The organism is Geotalea uraniireducens (assembly GCF_027943965.1).
GTDB lineage: Bacteria > Desulfobacterota > Desulfuromonadia > Geobacterales > Geobacteraceae > Geobacter > Geobacter uraniireducens.
Genome location: NZ_AP027151.1, coordinates 202,595 through 223,018, shown reverse-complemented (window position 1 = coordinate 223,018; position 20,424 = coordinate 202,595). Strand labels below are relative to the sequence as shown.

General features: G+C 62.0%; 21 protein-coding genes. 10 read left to right on the top strand and 11 right to left on the bottom strand.

Annotated elements, in window-relative coordinates:
• Positions 1–12 precede the first annotated feature (12 nt).
• The 7 genes from fabG (at position 13) to QMN23_RS01000 (ending at position 7,407) form a co-directional block, all read left to right on the top strand.
• The gene (fabG, locus tag QMN23_RS01030; RefSeq protein WP_282001249.1) at positions 13–753 is read left to right on the top strand and encodes a 3-oxoacyl-ACP reductase FabG; all 741 of its coding nucleotides are present in this window, start codon (positions 13–15) and stop codon (positions 751–753) included.
• A 152-nt stretch (positions 754–905) separates the two neighbouring features.
• Entirely contained in the window at positions 906–2,111 is a 1,206-nt protein-coding gene (locus tag QMN23_RS01025; RefSeq protein ID WP_282001248.1) for a beta-ketoacyl-[acyl-carrier-protein] synthase family protein, read from the top strand.
• Positions 2,108–3,148 (top strand): beta-ketoacyl synthase N-terminal-like domain-containing protein, encoded by a 1,041-nt coding sequence (locus tag QMN23_RS01020; RefSeq protein WP_282001247.1) that lies wholly within the window; start codon positions 2,108–2,110, stop codon positions 3,146–3,148. The genes QMN23_RS01025 and QMN23_RS01020 overlap by 4 nt, the downstream gene beginning before the upstream one ends.
• Before the next feature lie 76 nt (positions 3,149–3,224).
• On the top strand, positions 3,225–3,527 hold the full coding sequence (locus QMN23_RS01015; protein ID WP_282001245.1) for a hotdog domain-containing protein: 303 nt from the start codon (positions 3,225–3,227) through the stop codon (positions 3,525–3,527).
• Positions 3,524–4,144, top strand: a complete 621-nt coding sequence (locus tag QMN23_RS01010) for a LolA family protein (protein ID WP_282001244.1) — start codon at positions 3,524–3,526, stop codon at positions 4,142–4,144. Before QMN23_RS01015 ends, QMN23_RS01010 begins: the two co-directional genes overlap by 4 nt.
• A 13-nt stretch (positions 4,145–4,157) precedes the next feature.
• Positions 4,158–4,862: an outer membrane lipoprotein LolB gene (locus tag QMN23_RS01005; RefSeq protein WP_282001243.1), complete on the top strand. Its 705-nt coding sequence runs from the start codon at positions 4,158–4,160 to the stop codon at positions 4,860–4,862.
• Positions 4,863–4,866: 4 nt separating this feature from the next.
• Positions 4,867–7,407 (top strand): MMPL family transporter, encoded by a 2,541-nt coding sequence (locus QMN23_RS01000; RefSeq protein WP_282001242.1) that lies wholly within the window; start codon positions 4,867–4,869, stop codon positions 7,405–7,407.
• Between the two features lie 70 nt (positions 7,408–7,477).
• On the opposite strand, the gene QMN23_RS00995 is transcribed toward QMN23_RS01000, so the two are convergent.
• From QMN23_RS00995 to QMN23_RS00965, 7 genes are all read right to left on the bottom strand, one after another.
• Positions 7,478–7,921 (bottom strand): septal ring lytic transglycosylase RlpA family protein, encoded by a 444-nt coding sequence (locus QMN23_RS00995; protein WP_282001241.1) that lies wholly within the window; start codon positions 7,919–7,921, stop codon positions 7,478–7,480.
• 104 nt (positions 7,922–8,025) lie between these two features.
• Positions 8,026–8,856: a menaquinone biosynthesis family protein gene (locus QMN23_RS00990; protein WP_282001239.1), complete on the bottom strand. Its 831-nt coding sequence runs from the start codon at positions 8,854–8,856 to the stop codon at positions 8,026–8,028.
• A gap of 2 nt (positions 8,857–8,858) precedes the next feature.
• A complete protein-coding gene (gene mqnB, locus QMN23_RS00985) occupies positions 8,859–9,590 on the bottom strand; it encodes a futalosine hydrolase (RefSeq protein ID WP_282001238.1) in 732 nt (243 codons plus the stop codon).
• A gap of 13 nt (positions 9,591–9,603) precedes the next feature.
• Positions 9,604–11,016 carry a sensor histidine kinase gene (locus QMN23_RS00980; RefSeq protein ID WP_282001237.1) on the bottom strand — a complete coding sequence of 471 codons (1,413 nt, stop codon included), beginning with the start codon at positions 11,014–11,016 and terminating at the stop codon, positions 9,604–9,606.
• Between the two features lie 3 nt (positions 11,017–11,019).
• Positions 11,020–11,694, bottom strand: coding sequence for a response regulator (locus tag QMN23_RS00975; protein WP_282001236.1), 675 nt, complete (start codon positions 11,692–11,694; stop codon positions 11,020–11,022).
• A 60-nt stretch (positions 11,695–11,754) separates the two neighbouring features.
• Positions 11,755–12,564 carry a pyruvate, water dikinase regulatory protein gene (locus QMN23_RS00970; RefSeq protein WP_282003784.1) on the bottom strand — a complete coding sequence of 270 codons (810 nt, stop codon included), beginning with the start codon at positions 12,562–12,564 and terminating at the stop codon, positions 11,755–11,757.
• An 82-nt stretch (positions 12,565–12,646) separates the two neighbouring features.
• On the bottom strand, positions 12,647–13,813 hold the full coding sequence (locus QMN23_RS00965; RefSeq protein ID WP_282001235.1) for a M20 family metallopeptidase: 1,167 nt from the start codon (positions 13,811–13,813) through the stop codon (positions 12,647–12,649).
• A 139-nt stretch (positions 13,814–13,952) separates the two neighbouring features.
• Between QMN23_RS00965 and prmA the strand changes: the two genes are divergently transcribed.
• From prmA to QMN23_RS00950, 3 genes are read left to right on the top strand one after another with little or no spacing between them, the layout of a single operon-like run.
• Positions 13,953–14,870, top strand: a complete 918-nt coding sequence (gene prmA / locus QMN23_RS00960) for a 50S ribosomal protein L11 methyltransferase (protein WP_282001234.1) — start codon at positions 13,953–13,955, stop codon at positions 14,868–14,870.
• On the top strand, positions 14,867–15,676 hold the full coding sequence (locus tag QMN23_RS00955; RefSeq protein WP_282001233.1) for a 16S rRNA (uracil(1498)-N(3))-methyltransferase: 810 nt from the start codon (positions 14,867–14,869) through the stop codon (positions 15,674–15,676). Before prmA ends, QMN23_RS00955 begins: the two co-directional genes overlap by 4 nt.
• A 38-nt stretch (positions 15,677–15,714) precedes the next feature.
• Positions 15,715–16,434, top strand: a complete 720-nt coding sequence (locus QMN23_RS00950) for a hypothetical protein (RefSeq protein ID WP_282001232.1) — start codon at positions 15,715–15,717, stop codon at positions 16,432–16,434.
• A gap of 11 nt (positions 16,435–16,445) precedes the next feature.
• Here QMN23_RS00950 and QMN23_RS00945 read toward each other — a convergent pair whose 3' ends face one another.
• Genes QMN23_RS00945 through QMN23_RS00930 form a run of 4 tightly spaced genes read right to left on the bottom strand, consistent with a single transcriptional unit; the run spans position 16,446 to position 20,423 of the window.
• Complete coding sequence (locus QMN23_RS00945) at positions 16,446–17,591, bottom strand: ribonuclease D (RefSeq protein ID WP_282001231.1); 1,146 nt, start codon at positions 17,589–17,591, stop codon at positions 16,446–16,448.
• A gap of 47 nt (positions 17,592–17,638) precedes the next feature.
• The gene (gene mqnC, locus QMN23_RS00940; RefSeq protein WP_282003783.1) at positions 17,639–18,703 is read right to left on the bottom strand and encodes a cyclic dehypoxanthinyl futalosine synthase; all 1,065 of its coding nucleotides are present in this window, start codon (positions 18,701–18,703) and stop codon (positions 17,639–17,641) included.
• A 26-nt stretch (positions 18,704–18,729) separates the two neighbouring features.
• Positions 18,730–19,812 carry an aminofutalosine synthase MqnE gene (gene mqnE, locus QMN23_RS00935; RefSeq protein WP_282001230.1) on the bottom strand — a complete coding sequence of 361 codons (1,083 nt, stop codon included), beginning with the start codon at positions 19,810–19,812 and terminating at the stop codon, positions 18,730–18,732.
• Positions 19,809–20,423 carry a UbiX family flavin prenyltransferase gene (locus QMN23_RS00930; RefSeq protein WP_432613089.1) on the bottom strand — a complete coding sequence of 205 codons (615 nt, stop codon included), beginning with the start codon at positions 20,421–20,423 and terminating at the stop codon, positions 19,809–19,811. Before QMN23_RS00930 ends, mqnE begins: the two co-directional genes overlap by 4 nt.
• Position 20,424 lies beyond the last annotated feature (1 nt).

Genomic DNA, 20,424 nt, shown 5'->3' with positions numbered 1-20,424 from the left:
CGAGGAACAGCCATGGAATGTGCCGAGCAGACTGTAGTCGTTACCGGCGGGACGCGGGGAATCGGTCGGGCCATCTCGCTCCGCTTCGCCGCCGCCGGGGCCCGGGTAACCGCCGCCTACTTGGCCAATGAGCAGGCGGCCGAGGAGCTGGAGGCGGCAGCGGCTTCCCTGCCGGGAACGATCACCACCATCAAAGCCGACGTCAGTACCGGCGCCGGCGCCATTGCAGTCATCGACGCCGCTGCCGGTCCGAGCGGCCATCTCGACGTCCTGATCAACAACGCCGGAATTATCCGCGACGTCTACCTGCCGATGATGGCTGAGGAAGATTGGGAGACAGTGCTCCGAACCAACGTCTCGCCGCTGTTCCACTGCTGCAAGTGGGGGGTACGCAAGATGCTGGCGAAGCGCCGTGGGGCCATCGTCAATGTCGCCTCGATTTCCGCTTACGCCGGCACGCCGGGGCAGACCAACTACGCGGCCAGCAAAGGGGCCGCCATCAGCTTCACCAAGGCGCTCTCCCGCGAGGTCGGCCCGATGGGAATCCGGGTCAACGCTGTGGCGCCGGGGCTGATCGAGACCGAGATGATCGCCGGCATGAAGCAGGAGATCGTCCAGAGCATCGTCAAGAGCACCGCCCTCGGCCGGCTCGGTCAGGCGGCGGAAGTGGCGGAAGCCGTGCTCTTCCTTGCCTCCGACCGGGCCTCTTACATTTCCGGCCAGTGCCTGATCGTCGACGGCGGCATCATCTAACCGCCCAATCGCACCGGCCGGTATCCTGCTCGACCATCCCGCGCAGCGCGGCAAACGGGAGAAGTTTTCTTTGCGTTTGCCGCGCTTTTGCGTTTAAAATAGGACATTACCCTAAGGATTGGCCCGCCGTAGCCGGGCTGCGAGATACCTGGATGCGGAACAGCAGAATCGCCATTACCGGCCTCGGCATTTTTTGCGCTGCCAGCAAAGATATCCCCACATTCACCGATGCCTTGCTCACCGGCAAGAGCGCTATCGGCCCCGTCGACCTTTTCGACGTCACCCCCTTTCCCTCCCGGATCGGCGCCCAGGTGAAGGAGTACCGCCCCGACGACTATTTCGGCAAAAAGGGCGCAGCACGGCTGTCGCGGGCCGACCAGTTCGCCGCCATCGCCGCCGGGCAGGCCTTGGCCGCCAGTGATGTTCGCCGGCACTACGACATGTTCGATATCGGAGTAGCCGTCGGCGCCGGCGCCGCCGGAATGATCCACAGCGAGCAGTGGCTCCGGGAGCGCCTGGCCGGGAAACGTGGCCATCCCGCCCTGCTCCGGGGAATCCTCCCCGACCGGACCGCCACCGCCCTTGCCGAGCGTTTTCGGTTGTGCGGCTATCAAGGCAGCGTCACCACCGCCTGCTCCTCATCGGCCACCGCCATCGGCTGGGGGGCCGGGCTGATTGCCACCGGGCAGCTCAAGGCCTGTCTCTGCGGCGGCACCGACACCCTCTCCGTCCTCACCTATGCCGGGTTCAATTCGCTGCGGGTCGTCGACCGGGAACCCTGTTCCCCGTTCAGCCTAGGCCGGCAGGGGATTTCCCTCGGCGAGGGAGCGGCCTTTCTCGTCCTTGAAGAGGAAGCGGCCGCCGTGGCCCGGGGAGCGACGATCCACGGCTTCATCCTCGGCTATGCGCTGGACGGCGAAGCTCATCACATGACCGCTCCCGAACCGACCGGCGCCGAGGCTGCTCGGGTAATGCGCGATGCCCTGGCCGCAGCGGGCCTGACCACGGACAATGTCGGCTGGGTGAATGCGCACGGCACCGGCACCCCGCTGAACGATGCGATAGAAAGCAAGGCGTTCCGGCAGGTTTTCGGCCAGCGGGCCGCCGAGGTCCCGCTCGTCTCGACCAAGGGGCTGACCGGCCATTGCCTCGGTGCGGCGGGCGCCATCGAAATCACGGCGACGCTGCTTGCCCTCCAGGCAGGGATCATTCCCCAGACCCTCAATTTCCGCGGTACTGATCCCGAATGCGATCTCGACTACTGCCATACCGGCCCGAAACCGTCGGCGGCAACCGTCGCCCTCTCCAACTCGTTTGCCTTTGGCGGCAACATTACCTCGGTGGTGATCAGCAGATGACGAACCGCACACTCGATATCGCCGTTACCGGCTGTGCCGCCATTTCGGCCGCCGGCGTCGGCGCAGCCGCACTCCGGGAGGCGGTTGACGCCGGTACTCCCTGCCTGACGCCGGTCCCTGCCGAACTGCTCGGCGAGCCGGGCCATTACTGGGGGAAAGCCGACGCCTTCAGGGCCGCTGACTTCATGCCGCCGCTGAAGGCGCGCAAATTCGATCGTTCCAGCCTGCTGGCGACGGTTACCGCCGGCCTGGCCCTTCAGGATGCCGGAGCGACCCCGGCGGCACTCGGCGCGACCCGGATCGGCATCGCTCTCGGCTGCGGCTTCGGCGGCATCGCCAATTCGGTGGAATTCCTCAGCGGCTACTTCAGCGCCGGAATCGACGGCCTCGTGCCGATGCTCTTTCCCAATACGGTGGCCAATGCCCCGGCGAGCAACGCCTCCATCGAACACGGCCTGAAGGGCCCCAATGTCACCCAGGTGCAGCGATTCTGCTCCGCCGAGACGGCCTTGCAGATGGCCTGCCGCTTCCTGGCGGAAGGCCGGGCCGACGTGATGCTGGCCGGCGGTGTCGACGAACTGAATGCCCCGGTAATGCAGGGTTTCCACGCCATGGGCCAGCTCCGCCGTTATGCCCACGGTTTTGGCGAAGGATGTGGCATCCTGGTCCTCGAACGACGCGACCATGCCGAGCGGCGCGGCACGGCGATCAGGGGGACCATCGACGAGATCCGGACCATCGGCTTCATTCCCGAGGAACATTGCGCCGCCGGTACAGACCGGCTGCTCGGTGCCACGGCACCGGAACTGCTTTCCCTTTCCGGTACGGCGCCGGAATGGCCGCCGGTGGCAAACATCTTCCCCGCTGTCCGGCGCCTTGCCGTCGGGCCGCTGGTCGGCCGGTCCCTGGCGATGGGGGGCCTCGCCATGGTCTCCCTCCTCCTGCTCCTGGCCCCCGGCCAGCGGGGACTCCACCTGGCCGCTTCACCCGAGGGACCCTACTTCGGCATCGATTTCACCGGAGGCGGCCCTGTTTAATCCTGACCCGGCGGCATATCTTCCCCATCGCGCCCCGTTCCTCTTTCTCGACCGGCTGCTACACCTCGAACCGGGGGTGACGGCCACGGCGCGCCAGTGCCTCTCCTGCAGCGAGGACGGATGGCCGGCTCTGTTCCTCGTCGAGGCGGTCGCCCAGTTGGGAGGAATCGTCGCGGCGCGCGAGGGGGATGGCAGCGGCATCCTCGCCTCCATCGACCGGGCCGAATTCCACGATACCGGCCGCGACGGCGACGTGCTGACCATTACGGTCCGAATCATCAAGTCGTTCGGCCCCCTGCACCTGGTAGCCGGGGAGGTGACAGCCGCCGACCGGCCGCTGGCCTCGGCCACGGTGACCCTCAAGGTGGTGCCGCTATGATGAAACGTTTCGTTGCCATTCTGCTGCTGGTCGGCGGCCTGACCACGCTGCCGAGCCGGCCGGCGGGCGCCGCCCGGCTCTCGCCGGTGGAGGGGTTGGAACTGATGCGGCGGGGATTCGCCGGGATGCGGGACTTCACTGCCGAGATCACCCAGGAAAAGCAGATCGCCCTGATGAAAAGAAAAATCGCCGCCAGCGGCATTGTCCGCTTCAAGCGTCCTGACGCCTTCTACATGGAGATTTATCCGCCTTACGCCAGTCGGCTGCTGCTGAAAAACAACATCCTGACCCTCTTTCTCCCCAAGGAGGGGGTCCGGCAAAAGACCGTGCTCCCCCCCGAGGAGAGCCTGTTACGCTGGTTTACCTTTCTCGACCGGCCGATCACAGCCTTGCCCGAGGGGGTAACGGTAACCGCCGACCGGCAGGGAGAAACGGTCACCCTGCGGATCGTTCCCGGCAAAACCGGCAGCATCCGCGAGTTGCAGCTGGCGCTCCAGGAGGATGGCACCTTGAAACGGCTGGTCATCGATGAAAAAAACCATGACCGGACCACCATCACCTTCCGCCGGCTGCGCAGCAATGTCGGCCTCGCCGACCGCGACTTCCGGCTCGAATAAGGAAATACTCCCCGTGAAACACACCATGATCCGCCTAATGCGGGCAGCGCTGGTGCTGCTCGCTTGTACCCTGACTGCCTGCGCCACCTTGCCCCATCCTCGCCCCGCCTTTACCCCGGGAGCCACCGTCACCACCCTGGCCGCCACGGTTTCCGTGTCGGTCAGGACCCCCGACGGCAGCACCGGCGGCAACGGTTACCTGATTTACCGGCAGCCGGACCGCTTCCATCTGGTCATGCTGACCCCCTTCGGTACCACCGCCATGGAATTTTTCGCCACTGACGACCGGGTTACCTTGATGCTGCCGGGAAAAAATGTCGCCTATGTCGGCTCTTTTGCCGATCTCCCCGCCAAGGGTGGAATGCAGGGATGGAAGATGATGCGCCAGGTGGTGGACGGGACGCCGCTCTTGGTGCCGGCCGAGCGCAACCGGACGGAGCAGGTCGAAACGGGTGGCCGCCTGACCACCCTCACCTACGACGGGGACGGCTTATTGACCCGCAAGCAGGCGGCTGACGGAGAGGTCTCTTACCGCGACTACCAATCGATCGACGGCGTGCCGTTCCCGGCGGAGATCGAATTCAGCGACCGGCAGGGGGTGCGGGTCAAGATGTCCTTCGAGGATCCGGACATCAACAAGCCGGTTGACGATGCCGCTCTCACCCCCAACCTGGAGGGGATGACCCTGCTCCCCCTGGCCGCCATCAAGGGGATGTAGCTCGATGGCCCAGCTGGCGGCACAAGTGATCGTCCGAACCCAGGCCGCTATCCGGGCACATCTCGAATGGCTCTACCGGATCGGCTGGCAGCGCCCCCGGACCACTCTCGGCGCCCTGCTGATCGCCCTGCTGCTGGCCGGCGGTTCGGTCCTCAACATCCACTTCGAATCCGACATTTTCAAGCTCTTCCCCGCCAACAACAGTGCCTTGCAGCTCTTCCTCGACACCCTGGAATGGACCGGCAGTGCCGGAGAGGCCTATTTTCTCCTCGAAGGGCCCGCGGCACGGCTCCCCGCCGCAGCGGAGGATTTCGCTACCAAGCTGCGCCACCTTCGGGTTGACGGCGAGCCCGCCTTCCGCCGGGTCACCTACCGCACGGTCGACCCGTCCGAGGCGACCGCCTTTGCCCGCTTTGTCGGCTATGCGGTTTACCGGCCCCAATTGTTCCTCCCGCCGGCAGCTACCGGTGACTACAACCAACGGCTCACCCCGGCCGACATGGCAGAAGCCCTGCAGCGGGCGACGCGGGAACTGATGATCGGCTCGACCTTGGGCGCTCGCGACCTGGTGGCAGCTGATCCGCTCTATCTCCGGGAACTGATTCTCCCCCGGCTGAAAGAAGGGAGCCAGTCATTCGCCCTGGCCCCCGATTCTCCTTATCTGCTCTCCCGCGACGGCACGCTGTTGATCATGATCGCCGAACCGGCCCGGCCGGTACAGGACATGGCCTTTGCCCGCCGGCTGGTGGCCGGCATCAACCGGGCGCGTCTCGGCTCGGACGTCGCCATTTCCTGTGCCGGCGCCCATCTCTCTGCGGTGATCGACGAGGCGGTGATGAAACGGAACATCGTCGTCTGCGTCATTTCATCACTATTGGTGGTCCTGGCCCTCTTCTACCTAACGTACCGCCGGTTGTACCCCACACTGCTGCTGCCGGTGATCATCGCCTGCGGCACCGTTCTCTCCCTCGGCGCCGCCGGGCTGCTGCTCCCATCGATCCATATCATCTCCTTCGCCTTCACCGCGCTGATCGTCGGCCTCGGCACTGACTACTCGATCCACCTCTACGACCGGTTCCATGCCGAACGCCAGGCGGACCAGAGTACCACGGAAGCGCTGCGGCTCGCCGTCGTCGATACCGGCCAGGGAATCTTCACCGCCGCCACGACTACCGCCCTTCCCTTCCTTGCCCTGACGATCTCCGATGTTCGCGCCCTTTCGGAGTTGGGACTACTCGTCGGCCTGGGAGTTATTTTTTCCATGTATGCAACGTTCCTGCTCCTGCCGCCGGTGCTGCTCTACACTGACCGGCATTCCCGAGGGCACTACGCCCTTCTGCCGGCTTTCGGTCTCGGCGGCCTCTGGCGGCTGACCCGCCGGGTGCCCCGCCTCGTAACCGGGACGACGCTCGTTGCCCTCCTCGGCCTGGCCGGTGCCGCCACGACCATCTCTTTCGAGGGCGACCTGAAGAACCTGCAGCCACGCCATTCCGAAGCTTTCCTGACCCAGGAACGGATTGAACGTCATCTCAGCATCGCTCCCCGCCAGTTGCTCGTCGAACTGCCGGGCGACTCGCTCGACGCGCTGGTCGACCAGGGGAGTCGCGTGGCCCTGCTCGCAGAACGCTACCGGCAGGAGGGAAAGCTGACCGCCGTCTCCTGGCTCGGCCAGATCCTCAACGCCCGACCGGTGCAAGAGAAGATTCTCGCCACCCTGCACACCCCCACCGTACGGAGCGCCGGCCGCACCTTGAGCCGCACCATGGCTGAATCCGGCTTCGAGCCGGCGATGTTCCCGCAGGCCGCGGCCGGCCTCGACCAGTTGCCGGCAGCCGGACCGGTGCCCTTGGCCGAGGCGCTCCAACAACTCCGCCAATCGCCCTTTGCCGGGATGGTGAGCCGTTACCTGGTTGAACGTAACGGCCGCTACCACCTGCTGCTCTATCTCCATTACCGGGGTAGCGAATTCCCCCAGAAAGCGTTCATCGCCGCATTGCAGGGGATTGCCCCGACCGCCCGCGTCACGAGCACCGAGCTGATAAGCGCTCAGCTGGCCAATTCGGTTCGCACAAGTTTTGCCCGGGGTTTTCTGATCGGCGGGGTGCTCGTTCTCGCCCTGCTACTCGTCCATTTCGAATCGCTGCGCGGTATCGCCGCCGCCCTCCTGCCGGTCTTCGCCGGGGTTGTGGCAATGCTGGGGCTGATGGCCCTGACCGGGATGCGCCTCAACTTCATGAATGCCATGGTCCTGGTCACGATTCTCGGCATGGGAAGCGACTACGGCCTTCATGTCTACCACCGGCTGCAGGGAGGTCCGCCGGACGAGGCTCCCGAACGCTTCACCCAGGCCGGCCGCGCCGTGCTCCTCTCGGCCCTGACCACCATCGCCGGTTTCGGTTCCCTCGCCTTCACTGATTACGGCGCCATGGCCTCCATCGGCTGGGCCACCAACTTTGGGATCGCCGCCACCATGCTGTTCGCGCTGGTGGCACTTCCCGCCGCCCTGGCGCTTTTCCGGCCATCGACCATCGACATCAACCGGTAACAACGAAGAAAGCCGGCGTCACCGCCGGCTTTCTTCACTTCGCCCAAATATTTTTTTATTGGCCTGGGGGTCAGGAAGCGTCGTCCAAGGGGATGATGCGCACCTTGGCCAGCCCTTTCCCGATAATTCCCAGCTTTCTTGCTGCCGCCCGGGAGAGATCGATAAACGGTTGCGATCTTTTCCGGCAGCGATCATTGACGGTCACCGTCACTTCGCGCTTGGTACCGAGAGCAACGACTTTCACTCTGGTCCCGAGCGGGAGGGTGGGGTGTGCCGCCGTCAGTTTTTTCGGATCGTAACGTACCCCGGAATGGGTACGCCTTCCTTTGTAACGCCTGGCGTAATACGAGGCAAGTCCTTCATGCCCCTCCCGGGAAGCGGACACGACACTCACCGGGGGTTCCTGCTGGTCGGTTATCTCTGCTGCTTGCAAGGACAGTGTCTGGGTCAGGAAGAGCGCCAGGCCGGGGATGATCAGGATAGCCAGTCGCCTCTTCCGGAACAAGGATACCATAGGCACCTCCTTCTGGGCGAGCTATCCCTATAGCACGGAGTTACGGGGTGGGTCAAGGCTAAAGCCTTACCGACCGGTCAAGCGGCCGTTATCGTTAACGTATTCTAGGATAGAAACAGTGGCTGGGTGGCACGCGGGACGATTCCCGCTTCCTCGGCGCGGCCGAGGAGGTAAGAAACCGCCTCTTCGCCGACAGGTCCTAGGTCAAGGGAATAGTCATTGACATAGAGGTTGATGTGAGCAGCACAGACTTCGTCGCTCATCTCCTGCGAGTGGGCGCGGATGTACTCGTTGGCTTCACCCGGATGGGCCTGGGCGTACGCAACGCTGGCCCGCAGCGCGCGATCGATGGCCCGCACTGCCTCCCGACCGAGGGAACGCTTGGCAATGATCCCGCCAAGCGGGATCGCGTGGCCAGTTTCCCCTTCCCACCAGTCGCCGAGATCGAGCAGTTTTGTCAGTCCGTATGCGGGGAAAGTGAAGCGGGATTCGTGGATGATTACGCCAGCGGCAACTTCACCCCGGGCGACTGCCCCCATGATCTCGTGGAACGGCAGATAGACCAGGGTGTCAAGGCCCGGATCGAAAAGCCGGAGCAGCAGTGCGGCAGTCGTGTAGCGCCCCGGCACGGCAATCGGTTTACCACGCAGTTCCGCCATGGACCGGGCGCCCTTAGTCACCACGAGCGGTCCGCAGCCGCGCCCGAGCGCTCCGCCGGCCCGGAGGAGACAATAGTCGTCCCGGAGATAGCCAAGGGCATGATAAGAAATCTTGCTGACGTCCAGGGATCCCTCGCGGGCCAAACCGTTCAGGGTTTCCACATCTTCGAGCCGCTCCCGAAAGGTGAAACCCGGGCATTCTATCAGCCGGTGAACCAGGGCGAAAAAAATAAAGGTATCGTTCGGGCAGGGGGAATAGCCGAGTGAAAGCTCCATGATTACTGCTCCGCCGGATAGGATTCGAGGAATTTGAGAATGAACCGCTGGGCTTTCTCCGCCGCCAGCGGGATGTTCCAGCGCGACAGGTCGCGGTCTTCGACCAGATTGCTGATACCGCGAATTTCCAGGCAGTCGACACCGTAGCCGGTTGCGACATGAACGGCAGCGGCACCCTCCATGTTTTCGCAGATCGCCTCGAAACGCCGGCCCAGCTCATCACCCCGCTCCGTAGTGCCACTGCAGGTGGAGACGGTAACGAACCTGCCACGACGCACCGTGATGCCGAGTACCGAAGCGAGCTGCACCGCCTGTTCGGCCGGCAACAGGGCCAGCGGGAATTCATTGAAATAGCGCGTCCCGCCATGCTCCAGCGCTGCAATACCAATGGCTTCGAGCGATTTCCATCCCGCGGGAGTCAGGACCCCCTCGTCGCCGTAAATTTCAGCAGCTGCCACGGCGATGTCGCCAACCTGCAAGCCGCTGCCGGAGTAGGCGCCGGCACAACCGGTATTGATCACCAGGCGCGGCCGAAAACTCTCGAGGAGCGCCGTCAGACCGGCGGCAGTATTCACTTTGCCCAGCCCAGTGACCGCCAGCACGACCTTGGTCATGCCGAACTCCCCCAGATACGTTTCCCGGCCGCCGCTGCCGGCGAACGGGCGGGAGCCGAGACTCCGGATGAGCAGCGACAGCTCCTGGCGGGTTGCCGCGATGATGATGATCGGTTCCATAGCTTGCTCCGGCTCAGGTGCGGGAGGTCTGCGGCAGATAGACGGTAAACACGCTCCCCTTGTCCGGCTCGCTGACCACCTCGATCTTGCCGCCATGAGCTTCGATAAACGTTCTCGTCAGCGAAAGGCCGAGGCCGATGCCGCCGTCGGCGCGGTTACGGGCCTTGTCGACCCGGTAGAAGCGCTCGAAAATATTTGGCAGATCATCGGCCGGAATGCCGACCCCGCTGTCGATGACGGAGATTCGGGCAAAGCCGCCGGTCGCATCGACAACGACGCTAATTTCCCCGCCAGCCGGCGTATACTTGACGGCGTTGCCGAGCAGATTCATGAACACCTGCCGCAACCGCAGCCAATCGCCGGTAACGGCAACCGGCTGATCGACGGTATACGCAATCTTCAATCCCTTCTCCGGATCGATCAGCCGCGACTGCTGGACGACCTCGGCGACCAGCTCGCTGAGATCGACATCACTCAACTCGAGCTTGAGCCCTCCCTCCTCAGCCCGGGAAAGCTCAAGGAGACACTCGATAATCTTCGACATCCGGTTGATCTCTTCCAGATTGCTCCGGAAAAGCTCCCGGAACTCCTCCGGCTCTTTGGCCCAGCGCAGGCCGACTTCGGTCTCGCCACGCAGGATGGTCAAAGGGGTACGCAGTTCGTGGGAGACATCGGCAGAGAACTGCCGGATGCGGTTGAAGGCGTTTTCCAGCCGTTCCAGCGTATCGTTGAAGGTGGCTGCCAGCCGGCCAATTTCATCCTGTGGATTGACGATCTCCAGGCGGTGGCTCAGGTTTTCGGCGGTAATCTTCCGCGCACTCCGGGTGATAATATCGACCGGCTTCAGCGCCCGGCCGGCCAGAAACCACCCCCCCATACTCCAGAGGAGAAGCGAAAGGGGGATCGAAACCGCGAAGACCACCAGTACCCGGTCAAGAGTTTCGGCAGCCGATTTCATCGACGAGCCGACTTGGACGATCTGATCCAACTTCCCATTGCTGATGATCGGATAGGTAATCGCCCGGACCGGATAGATATCGAGATTCACCTGGGTCTCGTAGGTTACCTTCCCTTCGGTAGCCCGCCGGAACGCAGACTTGGAGAGTGGAATCCGCAATGCCTCAAGGCTGCGCGACGAGGCGGTCACCTGCCCCCGGCTGTCGAGCACCTGAACGTATTTACCTGTCAGCTTCGCCCCGATGAAATCTTCCAGGACCTGGTCGAACACCGATGGCCCGGCCCGGCGAAACGGTTCCAGAGTTGGACTGGAAACCGCTTCGGCAACAGTCAGGAGTTCCTTGTCGATATCCTTGTTGAGTTGGCTCTTCAGCACAAGGTAGATGAACAGGCTGAAGAGCACCAGAATTACCGCAAGGGTCACCGCAAACCAGAGAGTCAGGGAAAAGCGGATTGACCTGAAGAACAAGGATCAATCCTCCTCTTTAAGAATATAGCCCACTCCCCTCACGGTATGGATCAGCTTCTTGTCGTTGTCCCGGTCAATCTTCTTCCGCAGATAGTTGACATAGACGTCAATAATATTGGTGAAGCTGTCAAAGGTGTAATCCCACACATGCTCGGCGATCATGGTCCGGGTCAGGACCTGATTGGGATTGCGTATAAAATATTCGAGCAGCGAATACTCCTTGGCGGTGAGGTCGATTTCCTTGTCTTTCCGCCACACCTTGTGGGTAACGGGATCGAGACGGAGATCGGCGAAGCGGATTTCGGCCCCGCGGTCCTGCTCGCTGCGCCGGACCAGCGCCCGGACCCGGGCCAGCAGCTCGGCAAAGGCGAATGGTTTGGTCAGGTAGTCGTCGGAGCCGGAATCCAGGCCGGCAACGATATCCTCGACAGAATCCTTGGCGGTAAGCATCAGTACGGGAGTGGCGGATTTCTTCTCCCGCAGTTCCCGGACAACGCTCAGGCCGTCTTTCTTGGGAAGCATGACGTCGAGGATGATCAGGTCATAGCCTTTCTCGATCGCCATTTTCAGCCCCTCTTCCCCGTTAAAAGCAGCATCTACTTCATACCGTTCTTCCTCGAGTCCGCGTTTGATGAAGCTGGAAACTTTCTTTTCATCTTCGACCACGAGAATACGCATAGTTGTTACCTCTCTTTCTGTGCTTGGTGAGCTATGAAAAACTTAAGGACCGCGCGCACTTCAACCGCCTTGCCGTCTGATAATTTCGGCAGCCGACTCCTCCACCGACTTCTTTGTCACATCGATAATCAGCCATTGGGGATTCCGCCGGTAAAGCCGACGACAGTATTCCAGTTCTTCTTCGATTTTCAGGAAATCGGCGTAGCTTCCCTTCGGGATATTGCCCAGGTTGCGCAGGCGAGCCGAACGGATTTCCGCCAGCCGTTGCGCGTCTATGATCAGCCCGACCACCCGATCCTGGTCGACCTTGAAGAGTTCGGCTGGCGGTTCGATACCGTAGACGATCGGAACATTGGCGACCCGGTAGCCTTTATGGGCAAGATACATGGAAAGAGGAGTCTTCGAGGAACGCGACACTCCCACCAGAACAAAATCTGCCTTGTGCAGCCCGCGCGGATCCTGACCGTCATCGTGTTTGACCGTAAAGTCGACGGCATCGATCCGCTTGTGATATTCGGCATTGAGCTGGTAGAGGAGCCCCGGCTCTTTCTGTGGCGGGGTTTCGAGAAAGTCGGAAAGCTTGAACAGGAGTGGGCTGATCAGGTCTACTGATTCCAGGCCGTGGGCTTCGGCCTCATCCCGCAGCAGTTGGGCAAGCTCCGTATCAACCAAGGTATAGATAACCATCCCCGGCTCGCGGAGCACCTCTTCAAGGGACTCCAGCACGTCTTCCCGGGAACGGATTCGATTCATCCGATGAAAACGCACCTCGGCATCACGGAACTGGGAAAGGGCCGCCCGCACTACCCGTTCGACCGTTTCACCCGTGGCATCGGAAAAGAGATATAAGTGCCGCAACAACCCTTTCATTGCCCCACCACCATTGGTGTGCTCCACGTTCTCATTAAGGTATTTATACCATGTTTTAGCCAATCAGGCAAAAAAATAGCCTTCATGAACGAAAATCAAGCCGGACCGCTTCCCGCTGCTCCGGAACGGCGATCAGCTCCAGCGCAGTCAGGGCCAGGGCAGTAGCCCCTTCGACTACCGCGGCTTTCCCTTCGGGGGAAATCGTCGCCCGGGCAAATTCCTCACTGTGGATACGGACCCCCTCGCCGATCGGCACATGGGGATGGATAGTCGGCACGAGTTGCGAGACGTTGCCGATATCTGACGACCCTTTGTTCTGGTCGGCCGGCGCCAAGACCTCGGGCAAACCGAGCAAGCTCAACTGGGCCGAGTAGAGGGCGGAGAAAGCCCGGTTGATTTTCATGGGCGCCAGTTGCCGAGGATCGACCTCCACCTCCAGGCGACAGCCACTGGCGGTAGCCGCCCCCTCGGCGCAGGCAACTACTCGCGCTTTCACCTTTTCCAACATATCGAGATCAGCAGCCCTGACATAAAAATAACAAGCCGCCCGGCCGGGAATGATATTGGGGGCGCTTCCCCCTTCAGTGATGATCCCGTGGACGCGCACATCCTGCCGCAGTTGCTGGCGAAGGGCATTGATGCCAGTGAAAGTCTGAATGACGCCATCGAGGGCATTGACCCCCTCTTCCGGATAGGCGCCGGCATGGGCAGCCTTGCCGATGAACGTGAAGCGGATTCGCGCCAGACCGAGAAAGCCCTTGATTACCTGCCGTTTCGACGAGGGATGAACCATCATGGCAAATTCCACATCGTCGAAAAAACCTTGGCGGATCATCTCCACCTTACCGATTCCCAACTCCTCGGCGGGAGTGCCGAGGACAACGATACGCCCCGCATCTTCCGGCAGCAGGTGCCGAAGGGCGGTCGCCGCGCCGAGGGCGGCTGCGGCAATGATATTGTGACCACAGGCGTGCCCCAGCTGCGGGAGAGCATCCATCTCCGCAATCAGGGCAATGACCGGACCGTCGCTCCCCCAGCACGCGCGAAAGGCAGTGGCCAAGCCGGCACAGCCGCGTTCCACGGCAAATCCCTCCCGCTCCAGAAAAGCGGCAAGCAGGGCCGAACTCGCAACTTCATAGAGCCCTGGTTCCGGATGCCGGTACAGTTCCTCGGCAACTGCCGAAAAATCCTCCCCACGGCCTTGAACGAACGAGACAATCGCTCTTTTCTTTTCCTCCAGTTCCACCATGGCCACCCAGAAGCGATTTTAATGAGAGTTAAACTCCGTACAGCGAATTTGTCAAGGTTTTTTATTGTCAGAGCTCTTTTGTTTTGCTACGTTAGCTCACCTCGGCGCAATCCCGAGCAGCCCCCCAAAAGGAGCAGACATGGACAAAACCTGGGCCGAGGTAACCTGTGAAACGCCAGCCCCCCTCGTCGACCTTCTTGCCGACTTTCTGGTCGAGCTTTCCGGCAACGGCGTCAGCATCGACAACCAAAACCTCGATACCTTTTCCCTTGATGGAATTGCCGAATCGCCCACCACGACGGTTCGCGCCTATTTTGCCGTCGATGACCAACTCGACGAAAATGTGGCCGCCGTGCAACGCTTTCTTAACGACCATCGCCACCTCGCCGGCGAGTTCGAACTCCCCCCACCAATGGTCGCCATAATCAAGGAAGAAGACTGGGCTACCGGCTGGCGGCAGCATTTCAGCCCTTCCCGGATTGGCAGGCATTTCGTCATCAAACCGACCTGGGAGCCGTTTTCCCCGCTGGCGGACGATCTGGTTATCGAGCTCGACCCGGGAATGGCATTCGGCACCGGAACACACCCCACGACCAAGCTTTGCCTGGAGGCACTGGAAAGCATCTTCCTGTCCCAGCGGACCGCTGGCGAAACGCCGGCGGTCCTCGACGTCGGGACCGGCTCAGGGATTCTTGCCATCGCCGCCGCCAAACTCGGGGCGGCCCCGGTGATCGGCACCGATATCGACCCCGACGCCATTGCAGTTGCCCGGGAAAATTGTACCCTTAACGACGTCACCGTCGCATTATCCACCACCCCCCTTCAGGAGATTGCCGAACACTTCACGGTCGTGCTCGCCAACATCCTAGCTGAAGACCTGGTCAGGATGGCCACCGAACTGGCAGCCAAGGTTGCGCCAGGCGGCTTTCTCGTCCTCTCGGGAATTTTGCTGGAAAGAGAACGGTTCGTCATGGACGGCTTCAGCACCACCGGCCTTTCCCTCCGGGCAACAACCCGCGAAGGCGAGTGGTCCTGCCTCATCTATCAGGCGGAATGAATTCGATGCGCCGCTTCGTCGCCCCCGACCTCGACCTTTCCGGCAATGCCGTTCAGATCGAAGGCGCCCTTTTTCGTCACATCGCCCGGGTATTACGCCTGAAAATTGGCACCCCGCTTGTTCTGGCCGACGGTTCAGGTGGAGAATGCCGGGGGACAATCCGGGAAATCGGCCGTAGTTCGCTGTTGGTGGGGATTGAAGAGCGGGTGATTCCGGCGACTTCGGCCGACGAGGTTTGGGTAACTCTCTTTCAAGGGCTGCCGAAGGGGGATAAGATGGAACTCATTTTGCAAAAATGTACTGAACTCGGTGTCAGCGAAGTGATTCCGTTCCAGTCGGCACGTTCGGTTTCCCGGGTTACCGGCGAACGGATGGAGGAGAAAGTCAGCCGCTGGCGACGGATAGCCGTCGAGGCGGCACGGCAGGCCGGTCGACGAACCATCCCCGAAGTGCGCTTTGCTGCCACTCTTGCCGAGGCCCTGCGCACGGCGGATCAGGAGCTGAAGCTGCTCCTTTGGGAGGCGGAAGAAACCGTCACCCTGAAGAAAGTCCTGTCCGCCGCCGCAACCCCGGCACGAATAGCTATTATTGTCGGCCCTGAAGGGGGAATCTCCCCGGATGAAGCGGCAGTGGCAATCAGCGCAGGCTTCACGCCGGTCACCCTTGGCAAGCGTATCCTCCGGACCGAAACTGCCGGGGTGGCGGCAATGGCCATCCTGCAATACGAGTTCGGCGACCTGGGCAATGCCCGGGAAGAGTCGGAGATGGCTAAACCGGCCCGGCCGGCTGCCGAGAAAAAACCATAGCAATGCCGCTGACGCGGCACTGCCCAAGGAGCAGGGATATGAAGTGCCCCAAATGCGGCTACAACAGCTTCGAATTTCTCGATATCTGCAAAAAATGCAACAGCGATCTGACCGCTTTCAAGCAAACTCACGGTATCCGGGCCATCATTATTCCACCGGCGGCAGTTGCCAGTACGCCGGCCCAAACTTCAGCATCGGCTGACGTTATTCCACCCACTCCTCCAGCGCCGGCCTCCAGCGGGGAGACGACCGGCTTCACCTGGGAGATGCCCGCCCAGCCCGCCGCAGTCAAGCAGGGTGACGACATTTTCTCCGACCTCGATCTCGGTTTGCCCCAGCCACCACCGCCAGCTCCACCACATACTGCCGCCCCCGCGGCAGCGGCCGCCGAACCCGCTTTTGATGATTTTTCCTTCGACGATGAAGAACAAAGACCGCCCGCCGAGGAACAACCTTCCGACGATGCGTTTGCGGCACTGCTCGAAACGGCCAGCAGCAACGCCGGTAAAGGGGACGCGTCTGAGCAGGATGGTATTCCCTGGGATTTCGGTTCGGGGGAGAGTGAAGAGAAAGGAACTCTGACCGACGGCAGTGGAGCCGCCGACGAATTCGACCTGACAAGCTTTTCCTGGGGTGATGAGGAGAAACCCGCCCCGGCGGACAACCAGGCAAAAAAACAGCCGGAACCGCACGAACTATCATCCCGGGAGTTCGATGCCCTCTTCGGAGAAGCCGAAGAGACGGCTCAGCACAAATAAAAGAATCTTTTTCAGCGGCAGGAGGTAATGAGGGCCACCAGCGCCGCCCCGAATTCCTGCCGCTGCCAATTCCGCATGGCCGGGACCTGCCCGAGGTCCGCCACGGTCCGCGGCGCCTCATACGCCAAGCGCTCAAGCAGCGCATTGTTCGCCAGCACTCCCGTGTCAATCCCCAAAACAGATGCAGTCCGTTCACGCCACTCTTTGAGTGCTTTCAGCCGCTCTTCTTCGAGCCGCCCCCGTTTCCGGCGTTCCTGCCGCGGATAGACCGGCAGCTTCCCGGCGGGAACGGCATTTCCCTTCTCGATCGCCCGCAGAATCCCTTCGCCGATCCGGTCGAGCACCTTGTCGGTGATCCCGGAAATACCGATCAACTCGCTCCGGTTCTGCGGGCGTTTTTCCGCCAGCTCACGCATTGTGTCGGTGCCGAGAACCTTGAATGGCGGCACGTCGGCTTGCCGGGCCCGTTGGTCCCGGAACCGGAGCAGTTCTTCAAGGACTGCCAGCGCCCGGGACTCAAGTCGCGCTGCCCCTTTAAAACGGAGGAACAAGGGCTCGTCGCTCCGCGACACCATCCGCACTCGGGCAAGCAAGGCGCATTCCTCCTCTACCCACGCCAGGCGGTTCTTCGCCCGTAACTCTCCCTCCAGTTGCTGATACAGCGCGATGAGTAGCGAGGTGTCTTTCATCGCATAATCGATCATTCCCGCCGTCAGCGGCCGGCGGCTCCAGTCCGCCCGCTGGTACTGCTTGTCGAGTTCGGCACCGAAGCGCTTCTTCAGCACCGCGGCCAGGCCGAAATCCCGCTCGCCGAGGAACTGACAGGCAATCATCGTATCGAAGAGATTATTGACCTCGATGGCAAAATCCCGATGCAACGAACGGATATCATAGTCGGCGCCGTGGAAAATCTTGCGGATCGATTCGGCGGCGAAAACCGGCACCAGCGATGCCAGGTCGGTAACGGCAAGCGGGTCAAGGAGCGCCGCACCGCCGGGAAAGGCAAACTGGATCAGGCAGACCTTCTCCTGATAATGGTGCATGGAATCGGCTTCCAGATCGCAGGCAACCAGCGGCTCTTCGGCAAGACGCCCGGCAAGCCGGGCAACCCCGGCGGCAGTAGTAAGCATCTCCGGCACGGCAACAGTAGCTGACAATGATTTCTCCAATCGACATTCGGCGTCGCGTGCGCCGGCAAAGAACTCTAAAACTCCTGCACGATCCGGTAGAGGGTGGTGCGCTGGGCCGGCCGGAAGCCAGCATCCCGGGCAAGGTCGACCATCTCCTGCAGACTCATCCGGAAGGTGCAGCCGGCAGCGGCGACGACATTCTCCTCAAGCATGGTCCCACCCAGGTCGTTAGCCCCAAAAAAGAGCGCCACCTGTGCCATCTTTGCCCCCTGGGTAACCCAGCTGGCCTGGATATTCGGGACATTGTCGAGGACAAGCCGCGAGAGGGCCAGGACCTTCAGATATTCGACGCCGCTGGCAGTCGTCCCGCCAAGTTCCGTGTTGCCGGGCTGGTAGGTCCAGGGGATGAATGCCGTGAATGACCCGCCATCCTCCTGCAACTCCCGGATGCGGAACAGGTGCTCGACGATATCGGCGGGGCGTTCGCGGCTGCCGAACATCATGGTTGCCGTGGTTGGCATCCCCTGACGGGCCGCCTCGCGCATCACCGCAGCCCAGCCGGCCCAACCGATCTTCTTCGGCGAGATCTCCTGCCGGACCGTATCGACCAGGATTTCCGCCCCGCCGCCGGGAATCGAATCGAGGCCCGCCGCCCGCAGCCGACTGATCGTCGTGGCGATATCCAGCCGGGAAACGGCGGCAAGCTGGGTAATCTCGGCCGGGGAGAGGGAGTGATTCTGGACCGTCGGGAAACGTTCCTTGATGCCGCGGAACAGTCGCTCGAAAAATTCGATCCCCAGGGACGGATGGAGCCCCCCCTGCATCAGCAGCTGGGTCCCGCCCTGGGCCACCAGCTCGGCAATCTTGGCAAAGATCTCCGCCTCGCCCAGCAAGTAGGCGTCCGGCGCCTCGGCATCCCGATAAAACGCGCAGAACTTGCAGCGTGATTCGCAGATATTGGTGTAGTTGACATTCCGGTCGACGACGAACGTCACAACGTCTTCGGGATGAAGCCGGCGGCGGACCGTGTCGGCCAGCCTCCCCACCGCCAACAGGTCAGCCTCGGTCAGTAACCAGCACCCTTCGCGGCGGTCGAGCGGTTCGCCCTGCCGGAGCTTGCCTTCGATCTGTTGGAGCATAGGGGTCATCACCATTCCGGCGGGCATCAGAAGGTTCTCAGTTCGTTATAGAGGGTATCGCGCTCTACCGGGATCCGCCCCGCCTTGCGGATCAGCGCAACGATTTCGTCACGCCCCATGGTCGCCGGTGAATCCGCACCCGCATCATGGCCGATCTTCTCTTCCACCACCGTACCGTCGAGATCGTTGACCCCGAAGGCGAGCGACACCTGGGCGATTTTCTGGCCGAGCATCACCCAGTAAGCTTTGATATTGGCGAAATTGTCTAAATAGATCCGGGCAACGGCCAGAGTTTTGAGATCGTCGACCCCGCCGCTGCCGGGCCGCTTGAGATGACCGAGCGGATTATTTTCCTTCTGGAAGGTCAGGGGGATAAACACCTGAAAACCGCCGGTCCGGTCCTGGAGTTCGCGCAACCGCCGCATGTGGTCGACGCGATCGGCAAACGTTTCGATATGGCCGTACAGCATGGTGGCATTGGACTTCAGCCCGGCGGCATGCACCGCCGCCATGACTTCGAGCCAGCGCTCGCCGCTGATCTTCTCCGGACAGAGCCGCTGACGCACTTCCCAGCGCAGGATTTCGGCGCCGCCGCCGGGAAGGGAACCAAGGCCCGCCTCCTTCAGCTGTGCCAGTGTTTCAGCAAGTGACAGGCCGGAAAGCCGTGCCAGGTAGTCGATCTCCACAGCCGTGAATGCCTTGACGTGCAGCGTCGGCGATACTTCCTTCACTGTGCGCAACATCGCCAGATAGAACTCGAACGGCAGATCGGGATGGAGGCCGCCGACGATATGGATCTCGGTCGCCCCCTGGCTGAGCGCCTCCATGGCCCGGTTACGTACTTCTTCCAGGTCGTAGAGGTAGGCACCCGGCTCGTCGGCAGTCTTGGAAAACGCGCAGAACGTGCACCGGTTGACGCAGATATTCGTGTGATTGATATGACGGTTGACGTTGAAAAAGACCCGTTCGCCATTGCAGCGACGGTTGACGGTCGCCGCCAGCTCCCCCACCGCCAAGAGGTCGTGGTGTTCGAAGAGAAACAGCGCTTCGTCATCATCGATCCGCGCTCCGGCGCCGACTTTGTCGCGGATGCCCGCCAGTGAAATCATGACTGCTCCTTTCCACCCCAGCGCCGAAAGAGGGTCTGCTCAATGCCAAGGGAATCGAGAACCTTACCGACCAGAAAATCGACAAGATCGGCAAGCGTCTGCGGCTGGTGGTAAAACGCGGGCATGGCCGGCAGCATGCGCACCCCCATCCGGGTCAGTTTGAGCATGTTTTCCAGATGGATTTCGTTGAGCGGCGTCTCCCGCGGGACCAGGATGAGCGGGCGCCGCTCTTTCAGCATCACATCGGCGCACCGTTCGAGCAGGGACGTCGAAACGCCGCTGGCGATCCGCGCCAGGGTTCCCATGCTGCAGGGGACCACGACCATCGCCTCGGGAGCGGCAGAGCCGCTGGCCACCGGAGCGAGGAGATTGTCGGCGGCGTAATAGGCAAGGGTATCGTCCGTGGTCTGCAGATAGCGACAGAGAGCGGTCCTGACCGTCGCCTCGTCGCCGCGGAGACTCAAGCCGAGTTCTTCGCGGATGACCTCGATCGCCGGCTGGCTGGCCAGCACCGTCAGGCGATGCCCGGCGCGGAGCAGTTCTTCGCAAAGACGGAAGCCATAGATGGCACCGGAGGCGCCGGTCAGGCCGATGACGAAGTGCTTCGCCATG